The following is a 20,766-nucleotide window of genomic DNA, read 5'->3' as shown; positions in this document are numbered from 1 at the left end:
ACGGCACATTGACGAGCTCGACCCTGTTCACCGATGCCATGGCGCTGACTTCGGCGGGTGACGGCGCCTATGACGGGGTGCTCAACGAGCACTGGACGATCGGGCCGAAGGTGCACGGCGGGGCGATGCTGGCGCTGTGTGCCAACGCCGCGCGCACCGAATACGGCGGTCAGGCCGACGGAGTCGAACCGATCGCGGTGTCCGGCAACTTCCTGTGGGCGCCCGACCCGGGAGAGATGCGGGTCACCACCACGGTGCGCAAGCGTGGCCGCCGGATCGGGTTGATCGACGTCGAGCTGACGCAGGACGGCCGCACCGCCGTCCGTGCGGCGATCACCATGGGGGTGCCCGAGCACCATGTGCCGCCGCTACTGTCGGACAACCCCGTGGTGCCGTTGATGACCCCGGAGCCGCCGCCGGGCCTGGAGCCGATCGGTCCGGGTCACCGGATGGCCGACATCGTGCACCTGGCCCACGGCTGTGACATCCGACCGTCGTTGACGACGTTCGAGAGGCGCTCCGACGGAGGTCCACCCCTCATCGAATACTGGGTGAAGCCGAAAGGCACCGCCCCGGACGTGTTGTTCGCACTGCTGTGCGGTGACGTCTCGGCGCCGGTGACGTTCGGGGTGAACCGGTTCGGCTGGGCGCCGACGGTGCAGCTGACCGCGTATCTGCGGGCGACGCCGGCCGACGGGTGGCTGCGGGTGCTGTGTACCACCACCCAGATCGGTCAGGACTGGTTCGACGAGGACCACATCGTCGTCGACTGCGAGGGCCGCATCATCGTCCAGACCCGCCAACTCGCGCTGGTGCCGGCCGCGCAGAGCTGAGGTCGCGCGTGCGATGCTGTGCGGCATGGCCAGAATCGCGATCATCGGCGGCGGCAGCATCGGGGAGGCGCTGTTGGCGGGGCTCCTGCGGGCCGGCCGGCAGGTCAAGGACCTGGTGGTCGCCGAGAAGAACTCCACGCGGGCGCAGTACCTGGCCGACAAGTACTCGGTGCGGGTGACGTCGGTCCGCGACGCGGTGGACACCGCGACGTACGTCGTCGTCGCCGTCAAGCCCGCCGATGTGCAGAACCTGATAGGCGACATCGCCGACACCGCGGCGCAAGCCGAGTCCGATTCGGCCGAGCAGGTCTTCGTGTCGGTCGCTGCGGGGGTGACGACCGCGTTCTACGAGAACAAGCTGCCCGCCGGGGCGCCGGTGGTGCGGGTGATGCCCAACGCGCCGATGCTGGTCGGCGGTGCGGTCAGTGCGCTGGCGCCCGGCCGGTTCGCCACCGCCGAGCACCTCAAGGAGGTCTCCGCACTGTTCGACGCCGTCGGCGGCGTGCTGACCGTCGACGAGTCCCAGCTGGACGCGGTGACCGCGGTCTCCGGCTCCGGGCCGGCGTACTTCTTCTTGATGGTCGAGGCGCTCGTCGACGCCGCTGTGGCCGCTGGGCTGCCGCGATCGGTGGCCACCGACCTGGTGACGCAGACCATGGCCGGTTCGGCGGCGATGCTGCTCGAGCAACTGGACCGGACCGAGTCCAACGGCAGCGCACAGATGGGCTCGATGATTGACACCTCTGCGGCGCAGCTGCGCGCTACTGTTACCTCACCGGGCGGCACTACCGCCGCTGGGCTGCGGGAACTGGAGCGCGGCGGTTTGCGCTCGGCGGTTGCCAGCGCTGTCGAGGCCGCGAAAACGCGCTCTGAGCAGCTCGGAATTACATCCGAGTAGTTCATGAATTTCGGACTGATTAGCCCACACCCGTCGCAGTAACCCCACCTGCCACGCTATTCTCCCAGTGGTAAGCACGGGTCGGTGCCAGCAGTGGGGAAGCTGCTGGAACTGCCCGTGCCTGATGGATTGGGTTGCGATGACGTCTATGAACGGGCCATCGGGCCGGGACTCGACCGGCGGGAAGGCGGCGCGCGACGCCGGCCAGTCCGACGGACAGCCCCGCGCTCAGTTTCTGACCGTCGCCGAGGTGGCGAGCTTGATGCGCGTCAGCAAGATGACGGTGTACCGCCTGGTGCACAACGGCGAGTTGCCTGCGGTCCGGGTCGGTCGCTCGTTCCGGGTGCACGCCAAGGCCGTCCACGACATGTTGGAGAGCTCGTACTTCGACGCCGGCTGAACACCGCTCACGCCTGGATCCGCCGTCTGCCGGTCGGCTCTCACGGAGCCGCGGCTGACGGTGGATTTCGGCGTGACGATGGTCGTTAGGTAATGTGGCCTGTCGAGGCCGGCACCGGTTCGCACGGTGTTCGAGACGTTTTCAACCAACTTAGGTAGCGGAGTTCATGGGTTCTGTCATCAAGAAGCGGCGCAAGCGCATGTCGAAGAAGAAGCACCGCAAGCTGCTTCGTCGCACGCGGGTGCAGCGCAGAAAACTGGGCAAGTAGTCCGTTCGCCCGGCCGTTAGGCTGACCGAATGGATTCCGACGGCCGTCCCGGAGGCCGGTCCGCCGACGCGGACACTCCGGACGCCCGTGACCCGGTCGACTATCCGAAGGTCGTTCTGGTCACCGGCGCGTGCCGATTCCTGGGCGGCTATCTCACCGCGCGGCTGGCGCAGAATCCGCTGATCAATCATGTGATCGCGGTCGATGCGATCGCGCCGAGCAAGGATCTACTGCGCCGCATGGGGCGAGCCGAGTTCGTCCGGGCCGACATTCGCAATCCGTTCATCGCCAAGGTCATCCGCAACGGCGACGTCGACACCGTGGTGCACGCCGCCGCCGCGTCGTACGCCCCCCGCTCGGGAGGGCGTGCCACGCTCAAGGAACTGAACGTGATGGGCGCCATCCAGCTGTTCGCGGCCTGCCAGAAGGCGCCGTCGGTGCGCCGGGTGATCCTGAAGTCCACCTCGGAGGTGTACGGGTCCAGCGCCCGCGATCCGGTGCTGTTCGCCGAGAGCAGCAGCCGGCGCAGGCCGCCCGGCGAGGGCTTCGCCCGCGACAGCATCGACATCGAGGGCTACGCGCGGGGGCTGGGCCGGCGCCGATCCGACATCGCGGTGACCATCCTGCGGCTGGCCAACATGATCGGTCCGGCGATGGACACGGCGCTGTCGCGCTACCTGGCCGGTCCCGTGGTGCCGACCGTCATCGGTCACGACGCCCGGATTCAGCTGCTGCACGAACAGGACGCGCTGGGCGCGCTGGAGCGGGCGACGATGGCAGGCAGGGCCGGCACCTTCAACGTCGGCGCGTCCGGCATCATCATGATGAGCCAGGCGATCCGCCGGGCTGGGCGCCTGGCGCTGCCCGTGCCGAGGTCGGCGCTGGTCGCCGTCGATTCGCTGTGGCGCGCCACCCGCAACACCGAACTGGACCGCGAGCAGCTCGACTACCTCAGCTACGGCCGGGTGATGGACACCAGCCGCATGCGCACCGAGTTGGGCTACACCACCAAGTGGACGACGGTGGAGGCGTTCGACGACTATGTGCGGGGCCGGGGGCTCAAACCCATCGTCGACCCGCTCTGGGTGCGCTCGGTGGAGGAACGCGCCGTGGCGGCGGCGCAGCGCTGGGGACGCTAGACTCTTAGGCCAAAGCGGGTCCGGGGGGACTCTGGGAGAGGGTAACGACGGTGGCGGGTGAGCCGAAGGCGAAAGTTATTCCGCTGCACTCGAATTCGGGTCGAGGTGCGGCGCAGCGTCGTGCCGCGGCGCAGCGCGCTGACGCCGCGCGGCGTCACCCGTCGCTGTTGACCGACCCGACCGGACGCGCGTCGGCCGAAGAGATCGCCGCGGTGGTCCGCGAGATCGACCAGCACCGGCCCGGATACCCGGGCACACCCGAGGGTGACGCCACACCCACCGAGCTGGCCAAGCGCATCGCTGCGGCCGCCGACTTCCTCCGCAAGCGGATGATGGGTGACTACACCGTCGACGAGTTCGGCTTCGATCCGCACCTCAACGACGCAATCTTTCTTCCTTTGCTGAGAGTCTTCTTCAACAACTGGTTCCGGGTCGAGGTCAGCGGCGTCGAGAACCTGCCGGAGACCGGTGCGGCGCTGGTCGTCGCCAACCACGCGGGTGTGCTGCCGTTCGACGGTCTGATGACGCAGGTCGCGGTGCGGGACAAGCACCCCGCCCACCGCGATCTGCGACTGCTGGCCGCCGACATGGTCTTCGACATGCCGATGGTGGGCCAGGCCGCCCGCAAGGCCGGACACACGATGGCCTGCACCGACGACGCGCACCGGCTCCTGGCCGCCGGCGAGCTCACCGCAGTGTTCCCCGAGGGCTACAAGGGGCTCGGCAAGCACTTCAAGGACCGCTACAAGCTGCAGCGATTCGGGCGGGGCGGCTTCGTCTCGGCGGCGCTGCGCAGCCGGGCGCCGATCGTGCCGTGTTCGATCGTCGGCTCCGAGGAGATCTACCCGATGGTCGCCGACGTCAAGTTGCTGGCGCGGCTGCTGGGACTGCCCTACTTCCCGGTGACCCCGTTGTTCCCGCTGGCCGGCCCGCTGGGCGTGGTGCCGCTGCCGTCGAAGTGGCACATCCAATTCGGCGAGCCCATCGACACCGCCGACTACGACGAGTCCGCCGCCGAGGACCCGATGGTCACCTTCGAGCTGACCGACCAGGTGCGCGAGACCATCCAGCAGACGCTGTACCAGCTGCTGGCCAACCGCCGCAACATGTTCTTCGGCTGACGCTGGCTACTTTTGCCCAGCAACGAATTTCGACAGCGCGGCGGTGTCCCGCCCGGCCGCGATCTTCGCGGTCAGCTCGTCGGCCTCGGTGTCGGACTCGGCCTCACCCATGACGGTGACGATGCTGGTGATCACCGGCTCGCCGTTGTCGTCGGTGACCTCGCCGCGGATCTCGGTCAGCACCGCACCATGTGACTCGGTCACCGAGTCGAGGTAGGAGTCGAACCACAGCTTGTCCCCGGCCAGGATGGGCCGGTGAAAGACCAGCTTCTGATCCCGGTGCAGCACCCGCTGCATGTTGATGGGCAGGTCGAACTGGTTGAAGATCTCCTGCTGGACCCGGCGGCCGGCCACCGCCATGAACGTCAGCGAGGCGATCAGCGCATCGTGGCCGCACTCGCGGGCCGCGTCCTCGGTGAAGTGCGCCGGATGGTCGTCCTTGACCGCGCGGGCGAACTCGCGGATCTTCTCGCGGTCGACCTCGAAGTAGTCGGGGTACCGGTAGTGGGTCCCGATGATGTTCTCAGCGATGCTCAATTCGGCGTCGTCCCGTCGTGTCGAAGTGGCGCGTCGTGTTGCCGGCCGCGTCCTTGAAGGACCCGCGTCTCTGACATAGCCGCGTCTCGAGGTGGCGCGAGCCTATCAGCGCGGGTCCGGCCGACCCCGGTCAACGTTCCTGCCTGCGCGACACCACGGCCGCGAGAGCGCCGCCCGCGGCGCCCAGGGCGAGTGCCGAGGGCACGCCGATGCGGGCCGCCTTGCGTGCGGTCCGGAAGTCGCGGATCTCCCAGCCGCGCTGGCGGGCGATGTCGCGCAGGTCGGCGTCGGGGTTGATCGCCACCGCGGTGCCGACCAGCGACAGCATCGGCACGTCGTTGAAGCTGTCCGAGTACGCGGTGCAGCGGCGCAGGTTCAGCCCTTCCCGGATCGCCAGCGAACGCACCGCGTGCGCCTTGCCGGTGCCGTGCAGGATGTCGCCCACCAGCCGTCCGGTGAACACCCCGTCCACCGACTCGGCGACCGTGCCCAGCGCACCGGTCAGACCCAGTCGGCGCGCGATCGTGTCGGCGAGCTCGAACGGGGTGGCCGTGACCAACCACACCTGCTGGCCGGCGTCGAGGTGCATCTGCGCCAGCTCGCGGGTGCCGGGCCAGATCTTGTCGGCGATGATCTCGTCGTAGATCTCCTCGCCGAGCTCGACCAGCTCGGCGGTCGAGCGGCCCTCGATGAACGACAGCGCCTTGCGCCGGCCCGCGGCGACGTCCTCGCTGCTCTCCCGGCCGGTCAACTGGAACTTGGCCTGCGCGAGCGCGAAGCGGGCGAGGTCCTTGTAGGTGAAGTACTCGCGGGCGGCCAGCCCGCGGGCGAAGTGCACCAGCGATGAGCCGTGCACCAGCGTGTTGTCGACGTCGAAGAACGCTGCGGCGGTCAGATCCGGCGGCGGCGGCGCGGGGGATTCGATCGGGAAGCTGTGTGTGTCGGCGGCGACGTCCGCGCTGGCCTCGCCGGCGAGCCGCTGCGCGTCGAACGCGATCTCAGGTCCACCGGTATCGGACACGGCTACAACATTAGGACACCTGGCGGCGATACTGGCGAGGTGGATCGACAGGTGCGGTTGCTGACCCGGGAAGGGTGCCCGATGTGCGCCACCGCGGCCGGCCGGCTCGACGAGCTGGCCGCCGAACTGGGGTTCTCCTGGACATCGATCGACGTCGACGCCGCCGCGGCGGCCGGCGATGCGGCGCTGCGCGCCGAATACGGCGACCGTCTGCCGGTGGTGCTGCTCGACGGTGTCGAGCACAGCTACTGGGAGGTCGACGAGCAGCGACTGCGGGCCGACCTCGCCCGGTGAGGACCCAGGAGAACGACCGAGCAAATTTGGTAGCCCAGCTGGTTAACGACTACCTTTGGACACGTGCTTAGCGTGGTGGTGAGGCCATGAGCGTGTTGCTTTTCGGCGTCTCGCACCGCAGCGCGCCGGTGTCGGTGCTGGAACGGCTGAGCACCGATGAATCCGACCAGGCCAAGATCATCGATCGGGTGCTGCAGTCGTCACTGGTCACCGAGGCGATGGTGCTGTCGACCTGCAACCGGGTCGAGGTGTATGCCGTGGTCGAGGCGTTCCACGGTGGGCTCTCGGTGATCGGCAACGTGCTGTCCGACATCTCCGGGATGTCCCTGCAGGATCTCACCAAGTACGCCTACGTCCGGTACGCCGAAGCCGCCGTCGAGCATCTGTTCGCCGTCGCCAGCGGGCTGGACTCGGCCGTCATCGGTGAGCAGCAGGTCCTGGGCCAGGTGCGCCGCTCCTATGCGGCCGCCGAGGCCAACCACACCGTCGGGCGCACACTGCACGAACTGTCTCAGCGCGCCCTGTCCGTGGGCAAGCGGGTGCATTCGGAGACCGGCATCGACTCGGCCGGGGCGTCGGTGGTGTCGGTCGCCCTGGGCATCGCCGAAGAGCGGCTGGGATCGCTGGCCGGCCGCAGCGCCGTGGTGGTGGGTGCCGGTTCGATGGGGGCGCTGGCCGCTCACCAGCTGATCCGCGCGGGCGTGGCCCGCATCCATGTGGTGAACCGCACGTTGCCCCGGGCCGGCCGGCTCGCCGAGATCATCCGCGAGCACGGCGCCGACGCCGAGGCGTTCCCGTTCGACCATCTCCCGCCACTGTTGTCCGATGCCGACGTCGTGGTCAGCTGCACCGGCGCGGTCCGCCCGGTCGTCTCGCTGGCCGATGTGCACCGCGGGATGGCCCACGTGCACACCCCCAAGAAGCTGGTGATCTGCGACCTCGGGATGCCGCGCGACGTGGACCCCGCGGTGGCCGGGCTGCCCGACGTGGTCGTCGTCGACATGGACCGCATCCAGCGTGAGCCGTCGGCGCGCGCCGCGGCCGCCGACGCCGACGCCGCCCGCGCCATCGTCGCTGCCGAGGTCGCCAGCTACCTGGCCGGTCAGCGGATGGCCGAGGTCACCCCGACCGTCACCGCGTTGCGCCAGCGCGCCGCCGACGTCGTGGAAGCGGAAATGCTGCGGCTGGACAACCGGCTCCCCGGGCTGGACGCAGCGCATCGCGACGAGGTGGCCAACACGGTGCGCCGCGTCGTCGACAAGTTGCTGCACGCGCCCACGGTGCGGGTCAAACAACTGGCGAGTGCGCCCGGCGGCGACAGCTACGCCGAGGCGCTGCGCGAACTGTTCGAACTCGACCAGCAGGCCGTCGACGCGGTCGCTGCTGGCGAACTACCCCTGGTGGCAACCGATCTCGACAAGACCGACTGACCCCGCCGCGCCTGCAGGGCCGGCCGAAGGACATCACGTGATCCGCATAGGCACCCGAGGCAGCCTGCTGGCCACCACCCAGGCCGGCGTCGTGCGCGACGCCCTCGTGGCCAACGGGCACGACGCCGAACTGGTGATCGTGTCCACCGCCGGTGACCGCTCCAGCGCGCCGATCGCCGAGATCGGCGTCGGGGTGTTCACCGCGGCGCTGCGCGAGGCCATCGCCGACAACACCGTCGACATGGCGGTGCACTCCTACAAAGATTTGCCCACCGCGCAGGATCCGCGTTTCGTGATTCCGGCGATCCCGGTGCGCGAGGACGCCCGTGACGCGTTGGTGGCCCGGGACGGACTGGTGCTCGGGGAGTTGCCGGCCGGCTCGGTGATCGGCACCTCGTCCCCGCGGCGGGCGGCACAGCTTAAAGCACTGGGTCTCGGTTTGGAAATCCGCCCCCTACGAGGCAACCTAGATACCAGGTTGAACAGGGTAAGCAGCGGTGATCTCGACGCCGTCGTCGTGGCCCGGGCGGGTTTGGCTCGCATCGGACGTCTCGACGCGGTCACCGAGGCGCTGGAGCCGGTACAGATGTTGCCGGCGCCGGCCCAAGGTGCGCTCGCGGTCGAGTGCCGTGCCGGCGACACCGAGCTCGCGGAACTGTTGGCGGAACTAGACGACGCCGACACCCGCGCAGCGGTCACCGCCGAGCGAACCTTGCTGGCCGAACTGGAGGCGGGTTGCTCCGCACCGGTGGGCGCGATTGCCGAGGTGGTCGAGTCGATCGATGAGGACGGCCACGTCTTCGAAGAGCTGTCGCTGCGCGGCTGCGTGGCGACGCTAGACGGATCCGATGTGATCCGCGCGTCCGGAATCGGCGAACCCGGGCGGGCACGAGAGCTGGGGCTCTCGGTGGCCGCGGAGTTGTTCGAGTTGGGCGCGCGCGATCTGTTGGACGAACGCGGGAGAGACAGATGACTCGCCAGATGAGCATGCGGGGGCGTAAGGGCAAGCCCGGCCGCATCACTTTCGTCGGCTCCGGACCCGGGGACCCGGGTCTGTTGACCGCCCGTGCCCGCACCGTGCTGGCTCACGCCGCCCTGGTGTTCACCGATCCCGACGTGCCCGAGGCGGTGCTGGGCCTCGTCGGCGCCGAACTGCCGCCGCCGTCGGGTCCGCTGCCGGAGACGGCCACCAAAAGTGACAAGTCGGGCGGCACCGACCCGAGCGGCGCCGAGCAGACCGCCGATGCGGTCATCCCGGGTGGTCCCGACGTGCGACCCGCCCTCGGCGACCCCGCCGAGGTCGCCAAGACACTGGCCGCCGAGGCCAAGGCAGGCGCCGACGTCGTCCGCCTGGTCGCCGGCGATCCGCTGTCGGTGGACTCGGTGATCACCGAGGTCAACGCGGTGGCCAAGACGCAACTGGTCTTCGAGATCGTGCCGGGCCTGCCCGACACCACAGCGGTGCCCACCTACGCGGGCCTGCCGCTGGGTTCGGCGCACACGGTGGCCGACGTCCGCGGCGACGTGGACTGGGCGGCGCTCGCTGCTGCTCCAGGGCCGTTGATCCTGCACGCCACCGCCTCGCATCTGCCCGAGGCCGCGCGCACCCTGATCGAGTACGGGCTGGCTGACACCACGCCCACCGTGGTCACCGCCCACGGCACCACCTGTCAGCAGCGCTCGCTGGAGACGACGCTGGCCGGGCTGCTGGACAAGAACACGCTCGCTGCCGCGGCGACCGACACCCCGCCCGCCGGCCCGCTGGCCGGGCCGCTGGTCGTCACGATCGGCCGCACCGTCACCAACCGGGCCAAGCTGAACTGGTGGGAGAGCCGTTCGCTGTACGGCTGGACGGTGCTGGTGCCCCGCACAAAGGACCAGGCCGGCGAGATGAGCGAGCGCCTGGTCGGCCACGGTGCGCTGCCCATCGAGGTGCCCACCATCGCGGTCGAGCCACCCCGCAGCCCTGCCCAGATGGAAAGGGCCGTCAAGGGTTTGGTCGACGGACGCTTCCAATGGGTGGTGTTCACCTCCACCAACGCGGTGCGCGCGGTGTGGGAGAAGTTCAACGAATTCGGACTGGACGCGCGGGCGTTCTCCGGGGTCAAGATCGCCTGTGTCGGCCAGGCCACCGCCGATCGGGTGCGCGCCTTCGGTATCAACCCCGAGCTGGTGCCCACCGGCGAGCAGTCCTCGCTGGGCCTCCTCGATGAATTCCCGCCCTACGACGACATTTTCGACCCGGTGAACCGGGTGCTGTTGCCACGCGCCGACATCGCCACCGAGACGCTGGCCGAGGGGCTGCGCGAACGCGGTTGGGAGATCGAGGACGTCACCGCCTACCGAACCGTGCGCGCGGCGCCGCCACCGGCGCACACCCGCGAGATGATCAAGACCGGCGGCTTCGACGCGGTGTGCTTCACCTCGAGCTCGACGGTGCGCAACCTGGTCGGGATCGCCGGGAAGCCGCACGCCCGCACGATCGTGGCTTGCATCGGCCCCAAGACCGCCGAGACCGCAGCCGAATTCGGGTTGCGCGTCGACGTGCAGCCGGAGGTCGCCGCGGTGGGACCGCTGGTGGAGGCGCTCGCCGAGCACGCCGCGCGGCTGCGGGCCGAGGGGGCGTTGCCGCCGCCGCGGAAGAAGAGCCGCCGCCGCTGATCGTAGGAGCTGGCGCCATGTCCTTCCCACGTCACCGTCCCCGGCGGCTGCGCTCCACACCGGCCATGCGGCGGTTGGTCGCCCAGACCTCGCTGGAGCCGCGACATCTGGTGCTGCCGATGTTCGTCGCCGACGGAGTATCGGAACCCCGGCCGATCGCCTCCATGCCGGGCGTGGTGCAGCACACCCGGGACTCGCTGCGCCGAGCTGCCGTCGACGCCGTGCAGGCCGGAGTCGGCGGCCTCATGTTGTTCGGTGTGCCCTGCGACGAGCACAAGGACCCCGTGGGTTCGGCCGGCACCGATCCGGATGGAATTCTCAACGTCGCGCTGCGCGACCTGCGCACCGATGTCGGCGACGCCACCGTGTTGATGGCCGACACCTGCCTCGACGAGTTCACCGACCACGGCCACTGCGGCGTCGTCGACGCGTCCGGCCGGGTGGACAATGACGCGACGAATGACCGCTACGTCGAACTCGCTGTGGCACAAGCAGAATCGGGTGCGCATGTAGTCAGCCCGAGCGGCATGATGGACGGTCAGGTGGCCGCCATCCGTGACGGTCTGGACGCTGCCGGGTTCACCGACACCGCAATCCTGGCCTACGCGGCGAAGTTCGCGTCCGGTTTCTACGGGCCGTTCCGCGAGGCCGTGGCCTCCAGCCTGGAGGGTGACCGGCGCACCTATCAGCAGGAACCGGGCAACGCGCGCGAAGCGGTGCACGAGGTGGACCTCGACATCGAGGAGGGGGCCGACCTGGTGATGGTCAAGCCCGCGATGGCCTACCTCGACATCGTGCGGGCCGCGGCCGACATCTCACCGGTTCCCGTTGCCGCATACCAGGTTTCCGGCGAGTACGCGATGATCAGTGCCGCCGCGGCCAACGGCTGGATCGACCTGCGCACCGTGGCGCTGGAGTCGCTGACCGGCATCCGCCGCGCCGGCGCGGACATCGTGCTGACCTACTGGGCCGCCGAGGCGGCCCGATGGCTGTCGTGACCGAGCCGAGCGCACCCCCGGCGCGTCCGGTCGACGTCGACACCGCGTTCTGGCTGTGGGTGGTGGCGCTGCCGCTGATGGTGGCCGGCTACGTCATCGACCTGGTGGCCGCCGACTCGCGCCCGGACGGACTGGTGATCGCGATATCGCTGGTGTTCGTCGCGGTGCTGGCCGCCGTGGTCGCGACGTTTCTGTTCCTGTTGCGGCAGGGTTATCGCTGGGCGCGCACCCTGCTGACCGGTGGGGCACTCGCGTCGGTGGTGTACTCGACGATGAACCTGTTCACCGGACAGCGGGCGATGCCCGTCGAGATCGGCTATTCCGCAGCGGCGATCTTCGGTTCGGTGCTCCTCGCCGGTGGGGTGTACCTGCTGCACCGCAAGGATGCCCACGAGTTCTTCAACCGGTGATTGGTTAGGCTGACCCGACCATGACCCCATCGCCAGCGTCGTCGAACCGGCCCCGCGTCGTCGACATCGCGTTCTGGCTCCTCATCGGGGGGGCGACGATCATGATCGCCGGTGGGCTGATGGCGGTCTCGGCCACCTACGACGCGGCGCGCTCGGCGCTTCCCGACACCATCACCGACTCCGATGTGCGCAACTACCTGACGATCTATCGGATCAGCGGGGTCGGCGTCGCGATCGCCGCAGCGGTGTTGGCATTCCTCGCCGGCCGGGCCCGGCGTGGGGACGCGCGCTTCCGGCGGGCCGTCTTCGGCCTCGTGTTCGCGATTTTGGTGGTGGTGCTGCTGTTGGCAGTCGGCGTCGGGGTGGCACAGCCGCTGGTGCTGCTGGCGCTGTTGCCGATGCTCGTCGGGGTGGCTCTGGCCGCTGGGCCGTCGGCGCGCGCCTGGTACGCCGAGGGCGGGCCGAAATGAGCGCGCCCGCCTCGTCGGAGGTGCTGTTCTACGAGCAGGGCGCCAGCTGGCTGTGGGTGCTGGCGGGCCCGCTGGCCGGGTTCGCGATGGCGATGATCCAGCTGTCGGCCGGCTACGGCATCCAGTGGGTGGTCCCGGGAGTCTTCTTCGTGCTCGTCACGGTGTTCCTGGCCATCCAGGTCAAAGCTGCGCGCATCCACACCTCGGTCGAGCTGACGGTCGACGAGTTGCGGCAGGGCACCGAGATCACCCGCACCGACGAGATCGTGCGGATCTACCCGGAAGCCACCGGAGCCGAGACACCCAAATGGCAGTACGCGCGGGCGCTCGGCGAGCTGACCGGGGTGCCGCGGGGGCGTACCGGCATCGGGCTGCGGCTGACCAACGACCGGACTGCGCAGGCCTGGGCGCGCAAGCACCACCAGCTGCGGGCCGCGCTGACCAACCTGCTCGAGGAACGCATCCCGCCGGAGCCGTCGGCGTGAGGCGCCGTGCCGTGCTGGGGCTGCTCGTCGCCGTGCTGGCCGCCGTCGGCTGCGTGTCGAGCTGGTTGGCGGCCGGCCGTGAGGTCGTCGTCGCGCCGGTGCTCGACGGCGAGCCGTCGACGATGGCGACGATGTACTACGCCCCGCTGCTGACGCTCTCGATGCTGCTGGCCGCCGCGGCGGGTGTGCTGGCCGTCGTCTCTGTCGCCGCGCTGCGCCGCCGCTGACCCCGTCTCTCCGGGCGCGACCCCCTCTCCGGGCGCGACCCCCTTTCCGGGCGCGAACGTGCACAAGCGGTAGTTCCATCACGCTCCGAGCTACCGGGAATGCACGTTCGCGCACCTGGCGTTTGGTACAAAGTGCGAAATCTGTAACACTGTGTCCCATGACGGAGTTGGCGCACGACCGCCCGAACGCTGAGCCCGCCCCCGACGCCCTGCCGCTCGGGCCGGAGTCGCTGGTCTGGCGCTGGTTCGGGGACAACCGGATGTACCTGATCGGCCCCCGGCCCGCAGTGCTGCAGAACATGCTGACCGATCTCGGCCAGGGGGTCTACGACCACTCGACGTTCTTCGCCGACACCGCCGAGCGGCTGCGGCGCACCATCCCGCCGATCTTCAACACCGTCTACGGCTCCGAGGACGAGAACGCCGGCACCCAGGTCCGCGACTTCCATCACCACGTCAAAGGTGATCTGCCCGGGCCCACGGGCGAGGTGGTCGGCCGCTACCACGCCCTCGACCCGGACACCTATTTCTGGGCCCACGCCACCTTCGTCGAGCAGGTGCTGTACTTCGCCGACACGTTCGTCAAGCGGCTGACCGAGTCCGAGAAGGAGCAGATCTACCTGGAGTCGAAGACCTGGTACCGCCGCTACGGCGTCAGCGACCGCCCGATGCCCGCCACCTACGCCGAGTTCGAGCAGTACTGGGATCGCATGTTGGAGCAGGTCCTGGTGGCCCACCCCAGCGCGAAGTACGGCGTCGGATATGTCACCAAGGGCTTCCCGAAGCCCAAGGCGGTGCATCCGCTGGTGTGGCGGCTGGTGGCGCCGGTGTTCAACCCGCTGGCCGCGTTCCTGACCACCGGCGGTCTGCCGCCGCGGGCGCGCCAGTTGCTGCAGCTGCCGTGGACCGACCGCCAAGAGCGTCGCTACCAGCGGTTCGCCGCCTTCTGGCGGTCCGCTCCGGTGAACTGGCTCTGGGATCGGCTCCCGATGCGGGTCCGCTACAGCGGCTATGCGGTCAAGGGCTATGCCCGGTCCTGACACGTCCACCGAACTGATCCTCGACGCCGCCGTCGTCGAGTTCGAACGGCACGGCTTCCGCCGCGTCGCCCTCGACGACGTCGCGCGCCGGGCCGGGGTCAGCCGCACCACGATCTACCGCCGGTTCGCCAACAAGGACGAACTGGTCGGCGCGGTCATCGAACGGGAGAACGTCCGGCTCTTCGCCGACATCGCTGCGGAACTCACGAGAGCTGCACCGCAATCGAACTACTACGTCGAGGCGTTTACGCTGTCGATCCTGAAGTTCCGCAGCCACCGGGTGTTGCACCAGATGATCACCGATGAGCCCGGCGTTGTTCTGCAGCTGGCGGGTCGCTACCACCGCAAGGCCATCGAGAGGATGGCCGACGCCCTGCGGGTCATCTTCCCTCCCGGGTTCGCCGAACGTATCGGAGCCACGGCAGTCGACGAACTGGCCGACTGCATCCTGCGCTACGCCGCGATGGTGTTGCTGCTGCCCAGCGCGCAGCCGCTCGAGACCGCCGACGACGTCCGCGAATTCGCGCGGCAGCACTTCCTGCCCAGCCTGCCCGCCGCATTGCGTTCGGTCGGGGTGTGAACCGTGTTTTGCAGATCACAGTTTCGGGCAGTCCGCATCGCATGGACGCTAACGAGACCTCCGATCAGCAACTCACCGAGAAGCCTGAAGTCACCGACGAGCATCGAGAGAAGGCCAAGAAGGTCGCCGAGGCCAACCCCGACAATCAACCGACGACCACGCTGCCGGGCACCGGGGGGACGGTCGCCGGAACAGCTGTCAGCGACTGGGTCGACGATGAGGACAAGGGCAAGATCGAAACCAGCGCTGAAGAGGGCAAGGTCGAGTACCGCAACACCGAGGAGTTCCGCAAGAAACTCGACGAGTGAGGCACTCTCGCGGGTCGCCGCCGATCCACCTAGGCTGGCTCGACGTGAATGCCCTTGATCGGGTCGCGCCCGCGTTCGTCGACATGGCCCACGGCATCGTCTGGGCGTCGGTGGCGACGGTGGACTCCGACGGCAAACCGCGCACCCGCATCCTGCACCCGATCTGGGAGTGGGACGGCACCGATCTGTTCGGGTGGATCGCCACGGTGCCGACCCAGCTCAAACGCGACCATCTGGCCGCCCACCCGTGGGTGTCGGTGAGTTACTGGACCACCAGCCACGACACGTGCGCCGCGGACTGCCTGGTCGAGTGGTACACCGACGACGACACCTGTTCGGCGGTGTGGCAGAAGTTCGCCTCCGCCCCGCAGCCCGTGGGCTATGACCCGGCGATCATCCCGCAGTGGAAGGACGGCCCCACTGGCGAGCAGTTCGCCGTCCTGCGACTGACGCCCTACCGGCTGCGCGTGATGCCCGGCAGCATGCTGACCGCCGGCCACGGCGAGATCTTGACCTGGAACGACAGCAGTGGTCGCCGGGACTGACACCGCCGGCCTGACGCTGGCGCCGAAGAACCCGCTGCCGTATCGGCAGCTGGTGCGTCTGGTCCGGGCGCTGGACACCGGTCAGCTGGCCATCCGGGGCGCCGGCGGGCCCGTCACCCGGATCCAGGTGGCGCCGAAGTGGCTGTTCCCGCCGTTCGTGGCGGCCTTCTCGCCCGAGGCCATCCGTGACGTACTCGGCCGCAACGACGCGTTCGCGGAACGGTGCATCGTGCACGAGGAAGTGCGCGACATGGCCGGTGACAGCCTGTTCGTGCTCCCCAACGAGCCGTGGCGACCGCGAAAGCGGGCGTTGCAGCCGGTGTTCACCAAACACAACGTGCGTGCGTTCGGCGGCCACATGTCACGGGCCGCCGAGCAGTTCACCGAAGCATGGTCGGCCGGCGGCGAGGTGGACCTCGACCACGAGTGCCGGCGGCTGACCATGCAATCGCTGGGCCGCTCGGTGCTCGGCGTCGACCTCAACGACAACGCCGACACCATCGCCGAGCACATGCATGTCGCATCGTCGTACACCGCAGACCGGGCGCTGCGCCCGATCAGGGCCCCGCGCTGGCTGCCGACGCCGGCGCGCCGGCGCGCCGCCGCCGCCGTGCAGTCGATGCTCCAGATCGCCGCGGACATGCTGCAGGCCTGCCGTGCCGACCCGAGCCTGGACGCGCCGCTGGTGCGGGCGTTGATGGACGCCACCGATCCGGACACCGGGCGGGGCCTGTCCGACGAGGACATCTGCAACGACCTGCTGATCTTCATGCTCGCCGGGCACGACACCACGGCGACCGCCCTGACCTATGCGTTGTGGGTGCTCGGACACCATCCCGAGGTGCAGGACCGGGTGGCGGCCGAGGCGGCTGCGCTGGGCGACCGCCGCCTGGAACCCGCCGACGTGCCGCACCTGACATACACCACCCAGGTGTTCCACGAAGCGCTGCGGCTGTGCCCGCCTGCCGCCGGAGTGGGGCGGATGGCGGTGCGCGACATCGAGGTCGCCGGCCACCGCGTGGAGGCCGGCACGCTGATAGCGGTCGGAATCTATGCGCTGCACCGCGATCCGGCGATCTGGCCCGATCCGGACCGGTTCGACCCGGACCGGTTCAGTCCGCAGAACGTCAAAGCCCGCGACCGCTGGCATTACCTGCCCTTCGCCGGCGGTTCGCGCTCGTGCATCGGTGAGCACTTCGCCCGGCTGGAGACCACGCTGGCGCTGGCGACGATCGTGCGAAGCCTGCGGGTGTCCTCGCGCGCCCCCGAGTTCCCGGTCGATGTGCCGTTCACCACGGTGGCGCACGGGCCGATCCCGGCCCATGTCAACCCGCGGCGCTGAGCCCGGTCGTCACGGTCTCATCCCGACGCGAGGGCGGCTAGATCCGCTCGATGCCCGGCGCCACCCAGTCGCCCTCGAGCACCGCGTCCTGCGGGACATAGACGCGTAGGTAGACGCGGAAAGCGCCGTCGGGCACCGGGATCCAGTTGACTGTCGGGTCCTGCGGATCCTCTTGGGAGAAGACGATGTCGAGCGAGCCGTCTTCCTGGTAGACCAGGTCGCCCGAGCCCGTGCTGCTGACGGCGTAGATCTCCTGCTCGTTGGGCACCAGGAACCCGTCGGAGTCGTAGACGGTGATGGACCAGAACGCGTCGGCCGGTGGCTCCTGGCCGGGTTCGAAATGCAGCTGGTAGGAGTGACGGCCGTTCAGTCGACGCAGATTCTCGTCGAGGAACGCCGTGGCGTAATACGCCTCCTCGGGAGTGTTGGCACCCAGCCCGATCTTGGCCACGCCGGCCCGCAGCAGGTAATCGGTTCCGTAGTCGCCGATCGCGGGATCCGGTGAGGCCCACCCGTCGTTGCGTGCCGCCATGGCGTACTGAGCCACGCTCACCAGCGGACCCAGTAGCGCCGAGATCGTCCGGACGGCCGCCTGCGCGGCCCACTCCGACGCCGGGCTGAGATCGGCGTCGGAAACCTCCAGTCCCGGCCCGACTCCGACCCGGGCCAGCTCGGCGAGCTTGTCGGCATCGCCGGCCGGGGGCGGGCTGGCGACCATCGCCGCGCTGATCGCGTCGAGCGCGGCGATCCCGGTCGGCAGCGGCGCTGAGGTGCTGGTGTCGAAGTCCTCGATCGGATAGGTCGGCGGCTCGCCGGGCGGGGCGAGGGAGTACTGACGCATCAGCGCCACGGCTTCCTGCTGGTCGGCCTCGTCGCCGGCGGCGGTTCTGCCCAGCAGCCAGATGTCGGCGTAGGGCACGACGATGACCTCCGCGTCGGGCGGGATCTCTCCCTGCGGGCCGTCCTCCCAGACGATCGCGTAACTCGCCGCCTCGGATCCGGTTGTCCGCGAGCCGATGTAGCCGACCACGTTGGTGTACGGGTCCATCAGTTGGAAACCGAAATAGCGGTCGCCCATGTCGGGGTGCGACAGCACCACCGGCCCTTCGCTGAGGTCGAGGTAGGCCAGCGTGTAGAGGGTGTCCACGTTGGGTGCGACGACGAGGCGCTGCTCGGGGTCGACGTAGCTGGTCAATGCGATCAAGGTGTTGGTGGCCGGGGCTTCGTCCTGCAGGCGCTCGGTCTCCAGCAGCGGGTAGCCGTAGAGGTAGGCCTGGGCGGCCAGCATGGCCGCCTCGAGGGGCCTGGGTGGCGGGGCGATGCTCACGTCACCGAGCGAGGTCACGGTGACGTGGACCGTCACCGTCGGGGCCTTGAGAACTCCGGCGAGGCCGAGCAGCCCGTAGTAGTGCGCCGGGTTGCCCACGGTGTCGTCGATCGTGACGGTGAACTGGTCGATCACCGCAGATCCGTCCCGGACGTCGGGGACGTAGGTGAAGTTGCCGTCCTCGTCGACGACGACGGTGCCGTGGGTCGGGGCGCCGGTGACCGTATAGGTCAGCGGGTCGCCCTCGAAGTCGGTCGCATTCAGCTCACCGATGACTGCGCCGTCGGGATTCAGGGTGGTCGCGGCGGTGGGGTCGGCGGCGGGCCGCTGGTTGTTCCACTTGTACTGCGACTCGCGCACCACCAGCCACGCCGAGGCCAACACGCGAGGCAGCGGCAACCCCGGCCCGGGCAGGTCGGTCGCCCATCGTCCCAGCCCCACCCAGGCCATGATGTCGGCGACGACGCTCTTGTAGGTCACCGGAGGCGGGCTCGACGCGGCGAGGGTCGCCGCCGGTGCGATCTCTGCTGACAGCGCTGCCGTGGTTGCCGGGTTCTGTTCGTCGACAGTGCTTTTCGACGACACCAGCTCACGCAGTGTCTGCGGTGCGGACTCCTCGGACGCGTTCAGCGCAGATCCCTGCGTGTCGAGTGCGGCGTCCGAGTCGATCGTGTCGGCGGCGCTGGTCATATCGCCTGTCCCGTCTGAGACTTCTGCCGTGCGCGTCACGGACCGTCGTTCGGACCCGCTGCGCTGCTCGCGCTCTGCAGAGGCCTTCTCGTCGCCGGCCAAGGGGGTGCCCCGCCGGTCGGAGTCGTCAGCGGGTTCGGGCGGCAGATCGGGCTCCACCGGCGCGGTCGCGTCGGACCCCGTGCCTTCGGTGTCGTCCTGGTGGTCGTCCTCGGCCGCGGCTGCGTCCTGATCGTCGGCCACGTCTGTGTCCTCGGCTGCGGCTGCTTCCTGATCGTCGGCCTCGTCCTGAAGTTCAGCCTCGGCTGCGTCCTGATCCCCGGAGAGAGTGTCCTCCGCGGCGCGCTCTCGTCGATTCGGCCGGGACCCCGACTGCTCGGAATCGCTCGACGATGGTCCGTCAGCGGCGCGGGGCCCGCGGGACCGGGCGGGCGCGGAATCGCTGGTGGACGGACGCGAGACCGAGCTCGTGGCACCCTCGGCGTCCCCGTCGGGGGCGGCCGAGGCGGTCCCTTGGCCGCCGATCAGCGCGCACGCCATGCCCGTGGCAACCGTCATCGCGGGCAGCCAGCGTGGCGCATCGCCGGTGCGGGGTGTGACCGTCCTCTGCGCCGCAGCGGCGCCGTTCTCGGGTTTCACTGTGGCATGCCTTCCTCTTTACGGGGCGCCTCGATGCGGCGTGCTCGAATACGTGAGACGAGATGTGACGGCTGGCCGCCGGCTGACGAAAGGAATTAGACATGCATACGTGTCTAAACGCAACCATGGCGACAACCTGCCTCGCTGTCAGGCCGCTGAGCAGGGGGAAACGTGCCCGAGTCTGAGCCGGGAGCGCAGCCGTTGCCACGCGGACGGCACAAGCTCAGCAAGTCCGAGGTCCTCGAATCCCAGCGGCAGCGCCTGCTCGTCGCGATGGAGGAACTGGTCAACGAGAACGGATATGCCGGCGCGAGCGTGCCCAAGGTGGCCAAGCGGGCGCGGGTCACCGACCGGGCCTTCTATGCGTTGTTCGAGGACAAGGCGGCGTGCTTCATCGCCACCTGTGAACGTCACGGGGATCAGCTCCGCGATCTCCTCGAGGCGTCCGTGCAACAGATGGAAGCCGCCGAGGACCCCATGGCGGCCTTCGACGCCGGGCTGCACATGTATCTGCAGTGGTGGATGGATCGGCCCGCCGGTGCCCGCGCCTTCTTCGTCGACATCCTCGTCGTCGGCGACCGGGCGTTCGCCTCACGTGATCGGCGCGCGAGCATGTTCGCCGATGCGCTGCGGCGGATCGCGGTGGTCCTGCGTCGCCGGGTCGGGATCACCGGAGAACCGCAGGACATCGACGCGGTGGCCGCGGCCGCGCTGGCCAGCGAGCTCGTCGCGCGCTACGTACGGGCCGGTCGCGTCGCCGAACTACCGCAGCTGCATCCGGATCTACGGCGGGTGCTGCTGCTGTTGCTGTTGGCGCCTGCTCCCGACGCCGCCACCTGAGGCGGGTCTCAGCTTCGGCGGGCGATCCACCACGCGACGACGCCGAGGAGGACCACCACTGCGGCCGCGACGATCCAGGCGGTGACGCCGCCGAAGCCCGCGCCGACGCCGGCCACCCCACCGGGCTCCGCAAGGATGATCACGAGCCCCGCCGCATCAGCACCGCCGACTCGAACGGCAGGCGGGTGAACACCGGGCGCATCACGCCGGTCACCGCGGCGGCCGCCTCGTCCCTGCTCATCACCTGAGAGCCCTATGTCAAG

General features: G+C 69.4%; 25 protein-coding genes. 21 read left to right on the top strand and 4 right to left on the bottom strand.

Features of this window, described 5'->3' with window-relative positions; translation table 11 throughout:
• The first annotated feature begins 8 nt into the window (after positions 1-8).
• From J3476_RS12565 to J3476_RS12540, 6 genes are all read left to right on the top strand, one after another.
• Entirely contained in the window at positions 9-833 is an 825-nt protein-coding gene (locus tag J3476_RS12565) for a thioesterase family protein (RefSeq protein ID WP_207066803.1), read from the top strand.
• A gap of 25 nt (positions 834-858) precedes the next feature.
• Positions 859-1,731: a pyrroline-5-carboxylate reductase gene (gene proC / locus J3476_RS12560; protein WP_207066802.1), complete on the top strand. Its 873-nt coding sequence runs from the start codon at positions 859-861 to the stop codon at positions 1,729-1,731.
• 139 nt (positions 1,732-1,870) lie between these two features.
• Positions 1,871-2,131 (top strand): helix-turn-helix domain-containing protein, encoded by a 261-nt coding sequence (locus J3476_RS12555; RefSeq protein ID WP_207066801.1) that lies wholly within the window; start codon positions 1,871-1,873, stop codon positions 2,129-2,131.
• A gap of 166 nt (positions 2,132-2,297) precedes the next feature.
• Positions 2,298-2,399 (top strand): 30S ribosomal protein bS22, encoded by a 102-nt coding sequence (locus J3476_RS12550; protein ID WP_003402602.1) that lies wholly within the window; start codon positions 2,298-2,300, stop codon positions 2,397-2,399.
• 29 nt (positions 2,400-2,428) lie between these two features.
• Positions 2,429-3,538, top strand: a complete 1,110-nt coding sequence (locus J3476_RS12545; protein ID WP_207066800.1) for an SDR family oxidoreductase — start codon at positions 2,429-2,431, stop codon at positions 3,536-3,538.
• 50 nt (positions 3,539-3,588) lie between these two features.
• Positions 3,589-4,659, top strand: coding sequence for a lysophospholipid acyltransferase family protein (locus tag J3476_RS12540; protein WP_207066799.1), 1,071 nt, complete (start codon positions 3,589-3,591; stop codon positions 4,657-4,659).
• A 6-nt stretch (positions 4,660-4,665) separates the two neighbouring features.
• Here J3476_RS12540 and J3476_RS12535 read toward each other — a convergent pair whose 3' ends face one another.
• Together J3476_RS12535 and J3476_RS12530 are read right to left on the bottom strand one after the other, a co-directional pair.
• Positions 4,666-5,196 carry a MaoC family dehydratase N-terminal domain-containing protein gene (locus J3476_RS12535; RefSeq protein ID WP_152515383.1) on the bottom strand — a complete coding sequence of 177 codons (531 nt, stop codon included), beginning with the start codon at positions 5,194-5,196 and terminating at the stop codon, positions 4,666-4,668.
• 130 nt (positions 5,197-5,326) lie between these two features.
• The gene (locus J3476_RS12530; RefSeq protein WP_152515384.1) at positions 5,327-6,217 is read right to left on the bottom strand and encodes an HAD family phosphatase; all 891 of its coding nucleotides are present in this window, start codon (positions 6,215-6,217) and stop codon (positions 5,327-5,329) included.
• Between the two features lie 39 nt (positions 6,218-6,256).
• Between J3476_RS12530 and J3476_RS12525 the strand changes: the two genes are divergently transcribed.
• From J3476_RS12525 to J3476_RS12460, 14 genes are all read left to right on the top strand, one after another.
• On the top strand, positions 6,257-6,511 hold the full coding sequence (locus tag J3476_RS12525) for a glutaredoxin family protein (RefSeq protein ID WP_207066798.1): 255 nt from the start codon (positions 6,257-6,259) through the stop codon (positions 6,509-6,511).
• 86 nt (positions 6,512-6,597) lie between these two features.
• A complete protein-coding gene (locus J3476_RS12520; RefSeq protein ID WP_207066797.1) occupies positions 6,598-7,941 on the top strand; it encodes a glutamyl-tRNA reductase in 1,344 nt (447 codons plus the stop codon).
• Between the two features lie 37 nt (positions 7,942-7,978).
• The gene (gene hemC / locus J3476_RS12515; RefSeq protein ID WP_207066796.1) at positions 7,979-8,914 is read left to right on the top strand and encodes a hydroxymethylbilane synthase; all 936 of its coding nucleotides are present in this window, start codon (positions 7,979-7,981) and stop codon (positions 8,912-8,914) included.
• A gap of 8 nt (positions 8,915-8,922) precedes the next feature.
• Positions 8,923-10,602, top strand: a complete 1,680-nt coding sequence (locus tag J3476_RS12510) for a bifunctional uroporphyrinogen-III C-methyltransferase/uroporphyrinogen-III synthase (protein WP_207066822.1) — start codon at positions 8,923-8,925, stop codon at positions 10,600-10,602.
• Between the two features lie 17 nt (positions 10,603-10,619).
• Complete coding sequence (hemB, locus tag J3476_RS12505) at positions 10,620-11,600, top strand: porphobilinogen synthase (protein ID WP_207066795.1); 981 nt, start codon at positions 10,620-10,622, stop codon at positions 11,598-11,600.
• A complete protein-coding gene (locus J3476_RS12500; protein ID WP_207066794.1) occupies positions 11,588-12,010 on the top strand; it encodes a hypothetical protein in 423 nt (140 codons plus the stop codon). The genes hemB and J3476_RS12500 overlap by 13 nt, the downstream gene beginning before the upstream one ends.
• Positions 12,011-12,030: 20 nt before the next feature.
• Complete coding sequence (locus tag J3476_RS12495; protein ID WP_207066793.1) at positions 12,031-12,480, top strand: hypothetical protein; 450 nt, start codon at positions 12,031-12,033, stop codon at positions 12,478-12,480.
• A complete protein-coding gene (locus tag J3476_RS12490; protein ID WP_207066792.1) occupies positions 12,477-12,965 on the top strand; it encodes a DUF3093 domain-containing protein in 489 nt (162 codons plus the stop codon). The genes J3476_RS12495 and J3476_RS12490 overlap by 4 nt, the downstream gene beginning before the upstream one ends.
• Positions 12,962-13,192 carry a hypothetical protein gene (locus J3476_RS12485; protein WP_207066791.1) on the top strand — a complete coding sequence of 77 codons (231 nt, stop codon included), beginning with the start codon at positions 12,962-12,964 and terminating at the stop codon, positions 13,190-13,192. Before J3476_RS12490 ends, J3476_RS12485 begins: the two co-directional genes overlap by 4 nt.
• Before the next feature lie 158 nt (positions 13,193-13,350).
• Positions 13,351-14,232 carry an oxygenase MpaB family protein gene (locus J3476_RS12480; RefSeq protein WP_207066790.1) on the top strand — a complete coding sequence of 294 codons (882 nt, stop codon included), beginning with the start codon at positions 13,351-13,353 and terminating at the stop codon, positions 14,230-14,232.
• Positions 14,219-14,812 (top strand): TetR/AcrR family transcriptional regulator, encoded by a 594-nt coding sequence (locus J3476_RS12475; RefSeq protein WP_207066789.1) that lies wholly within the window; start codon positions 14,219-14,221, stop codon positions 14,810-14,812. Before J3476_RS12480 ends, J3476_RS12475 begins: the two co-directional genes overlap by 14 nt.
• A gap of 41 nt (positions 14,813-14,853) precedes the next feature.
• The gene (locus J3476_RS12470; protein ID WP_207066788.1) at positions 14,854-15,120 is read left to right on the top strand and encodes a hypothetical protein; all 267 of its coding nucleotides are present in this window, start codon (positions 14,854-14,856) and stop codon (positions 15,118-15,120) included.
• 44 nt (positions 15,121-15,164) lie between these two features.
• The gene (locus J3476_RS12465; RefSeq protein ID WP_207066787.1) at positions 15,165-15,665 is read left to right on the top strand and encodes a pyridoxamine 5'-phosphate oxidase family protein; all 501 of its coding nucleotides are present in this window, start codon (positions 15,165-15,167) and stop codon (positions 15,663-15,665) included.
• Entirely contained in the window at positions 15,649-17,007 is a 1,359-nt protein-coding gene (locus J3476_RS12460) for a cytochrome P450 (RefSeq protein WP_207066786.1), read from the top strand. The genes J3476_RS12465 and J3476_RS12460 overlap by 17 nt, the downstream gene beginning before the upstream one ends.
• Before the next feature lie 37 nt (positions 17,008-17,044).
• Here J3476_RS12460 and J3476_RS12455 read toward each other — a convergent pair whose 3' ends face one another.
• Positions 17,045-19,663, bottom strand: a complete 2,619-nt coding sequence (locus J3476_RS12455) for a DUF1254 domain-containing protein (protein ID WP_207066785.1) — start codon at positions 19,661-19,663, stop codon at positions 17,045-17,047.
• 171 nt (positions 19,664-19,834) lie between these two features.
• On the opposite strand from J3476_RS12455, the gene J3476_RS12450 reads away from it, so the two are divergent.
• The gene (locus J3476_RS12450; RefSeq protein WP_207066784.1) at positions 19,835-20,503 is read left to right on the top strand and encodes a TetR/AcrR family transcriptional regulator; all 669 of its coding nucleotides are present in this window, start codon (positions 19,835-19,837) and stop codon (positions 20,501-20,503) included.
• Positions 20,504-20,511: 8 nt separating this feature from the next.
• Here the strand turns inward: J3476_RS12450 and J3476_RS27940 are convergent, their stop codons facing one another.
• On the bottom strand, positions 20,512-20,646 hold the full coding sequence (locus J3476_RS27940; protein ID WP_286182957.1) for a hypothetical protein: 135 nt from the start codon (positions 20,644-20,646) through the stop codon (positions 20,512-20,514).
• Between the last annotated feature and the right edge of the window lie 120 nt (positions 20,647-20,766).

The organism is Mycobacterium sp. PO1, from assembly GCF_017312405.1.
Classification (GTDB): Bacteria; Actinomycetota; Actinomycetes; order Mycobacteriales; family Mycobacteriaceae; genus Mycobacterium.
Note: the sequence above shows the minus strand (reverse complement) of the source record. Positions and strands in the feature narration are given on the sequence as shown.

What these genes read in the sequence shown, in the direction of transcription:
- J3476_RS12555 (WP_207066801.1), top strand. Translation starts at nt 1,871, where the DNA reads ATGACGTCTATGAACGGGCCATCGGGCCGGGACTCGACCGGCGGGAAG.
- J3476_RS12490 (WP_207066792.1), top strand. Translation starts at nt 12,477, where the DNA reads ATGAGCGCGCCCGCCTCGTCGGAGGTGCTGTTCTACGAGCAGGGCGCC.
- J3476_RS12475 (WP_207066789.1), top strand. Translation starts at nt 14,219, where the DNA reads ATGCCCGGTCCTGACACGTCCACCGAACTGATCCTCGACGCCGCCGTC.
- J3476_RS12545 (WP_207066800.1), top strand. Translation starts at nt 2,429, where the DNA reads ATGGATTCCGACGGCCGTCCCGGAGGCCGGTCCGCCGACGCGGACACT.
- proC (WP_207066802.1), top strand. Translation starts at nt 859, where the DNA reads ATGGCCAGAATCGCGATCATCGGCGGCGGCAGCATCGGGGAGGCGCTG.
- J3476_RS12520 (WP_207066797.1), top strand. Translation starts at nt 6,598, where the DNA reads ATGAGCGTGTTGCTTTTCGGCGTCTCGCACCGCAGCGCGCCGGTGTCG.
- J3476_RS12550 (WP_003402602.1), top strand. Translation starts at nt 2,298, where the DNA reads ATGGGTTCTGTCATCAAGAAGCGGCGCAAGCGCATGTCGAAGAAGAAG.
- J3476_RS12495 (WP_207066793.1), top strand. Translation starts at nt 12,031, where the DNA reads ATGACCCCATCGCCAGCGTCGTCGAACCGGCCCCGCGTCGTCGACATC.
- hemB (WP_207066795.1), top strand. Translation starts at nt 10,620, where the DNA reads ATGTCCTTCCCACGTCACCGTCCCCGGCGGCTGCGCTCCACACCGGCC.
- J3476_RS12500 (WP_207066794.1), top strand. Translation starts at nt 11,588, where the DNA reads ATGGCTGTCGTGACCGAGCCGAGCGCACCCCCGGCGCGTCCGGTCGAC.
- J3476_RS12510 (WP_207066822.1), top strand. Translation starts at nt 8,923, where the DNA reads ATGAGCATGCGGGGGCGTAAGGGCAAGCCCGGCCGCATCACTTTCGTC.
- J3476_RS12470 (WP_207066788.1), top strand. Translation starts at nt 14,854, where the DNA reads ATGGACGCTAACGAGACCTCCGATCAGCAACTCACCGAGAAGCCTGAA.
- J3476_RS12480 (WP_207066790.1), top strand. Translation starts at nt 13,351, where the DNA reads ATGACGGAGTTGGCGCACGACCGCCCGAACGCTGAGCCCGCCCCCGAC.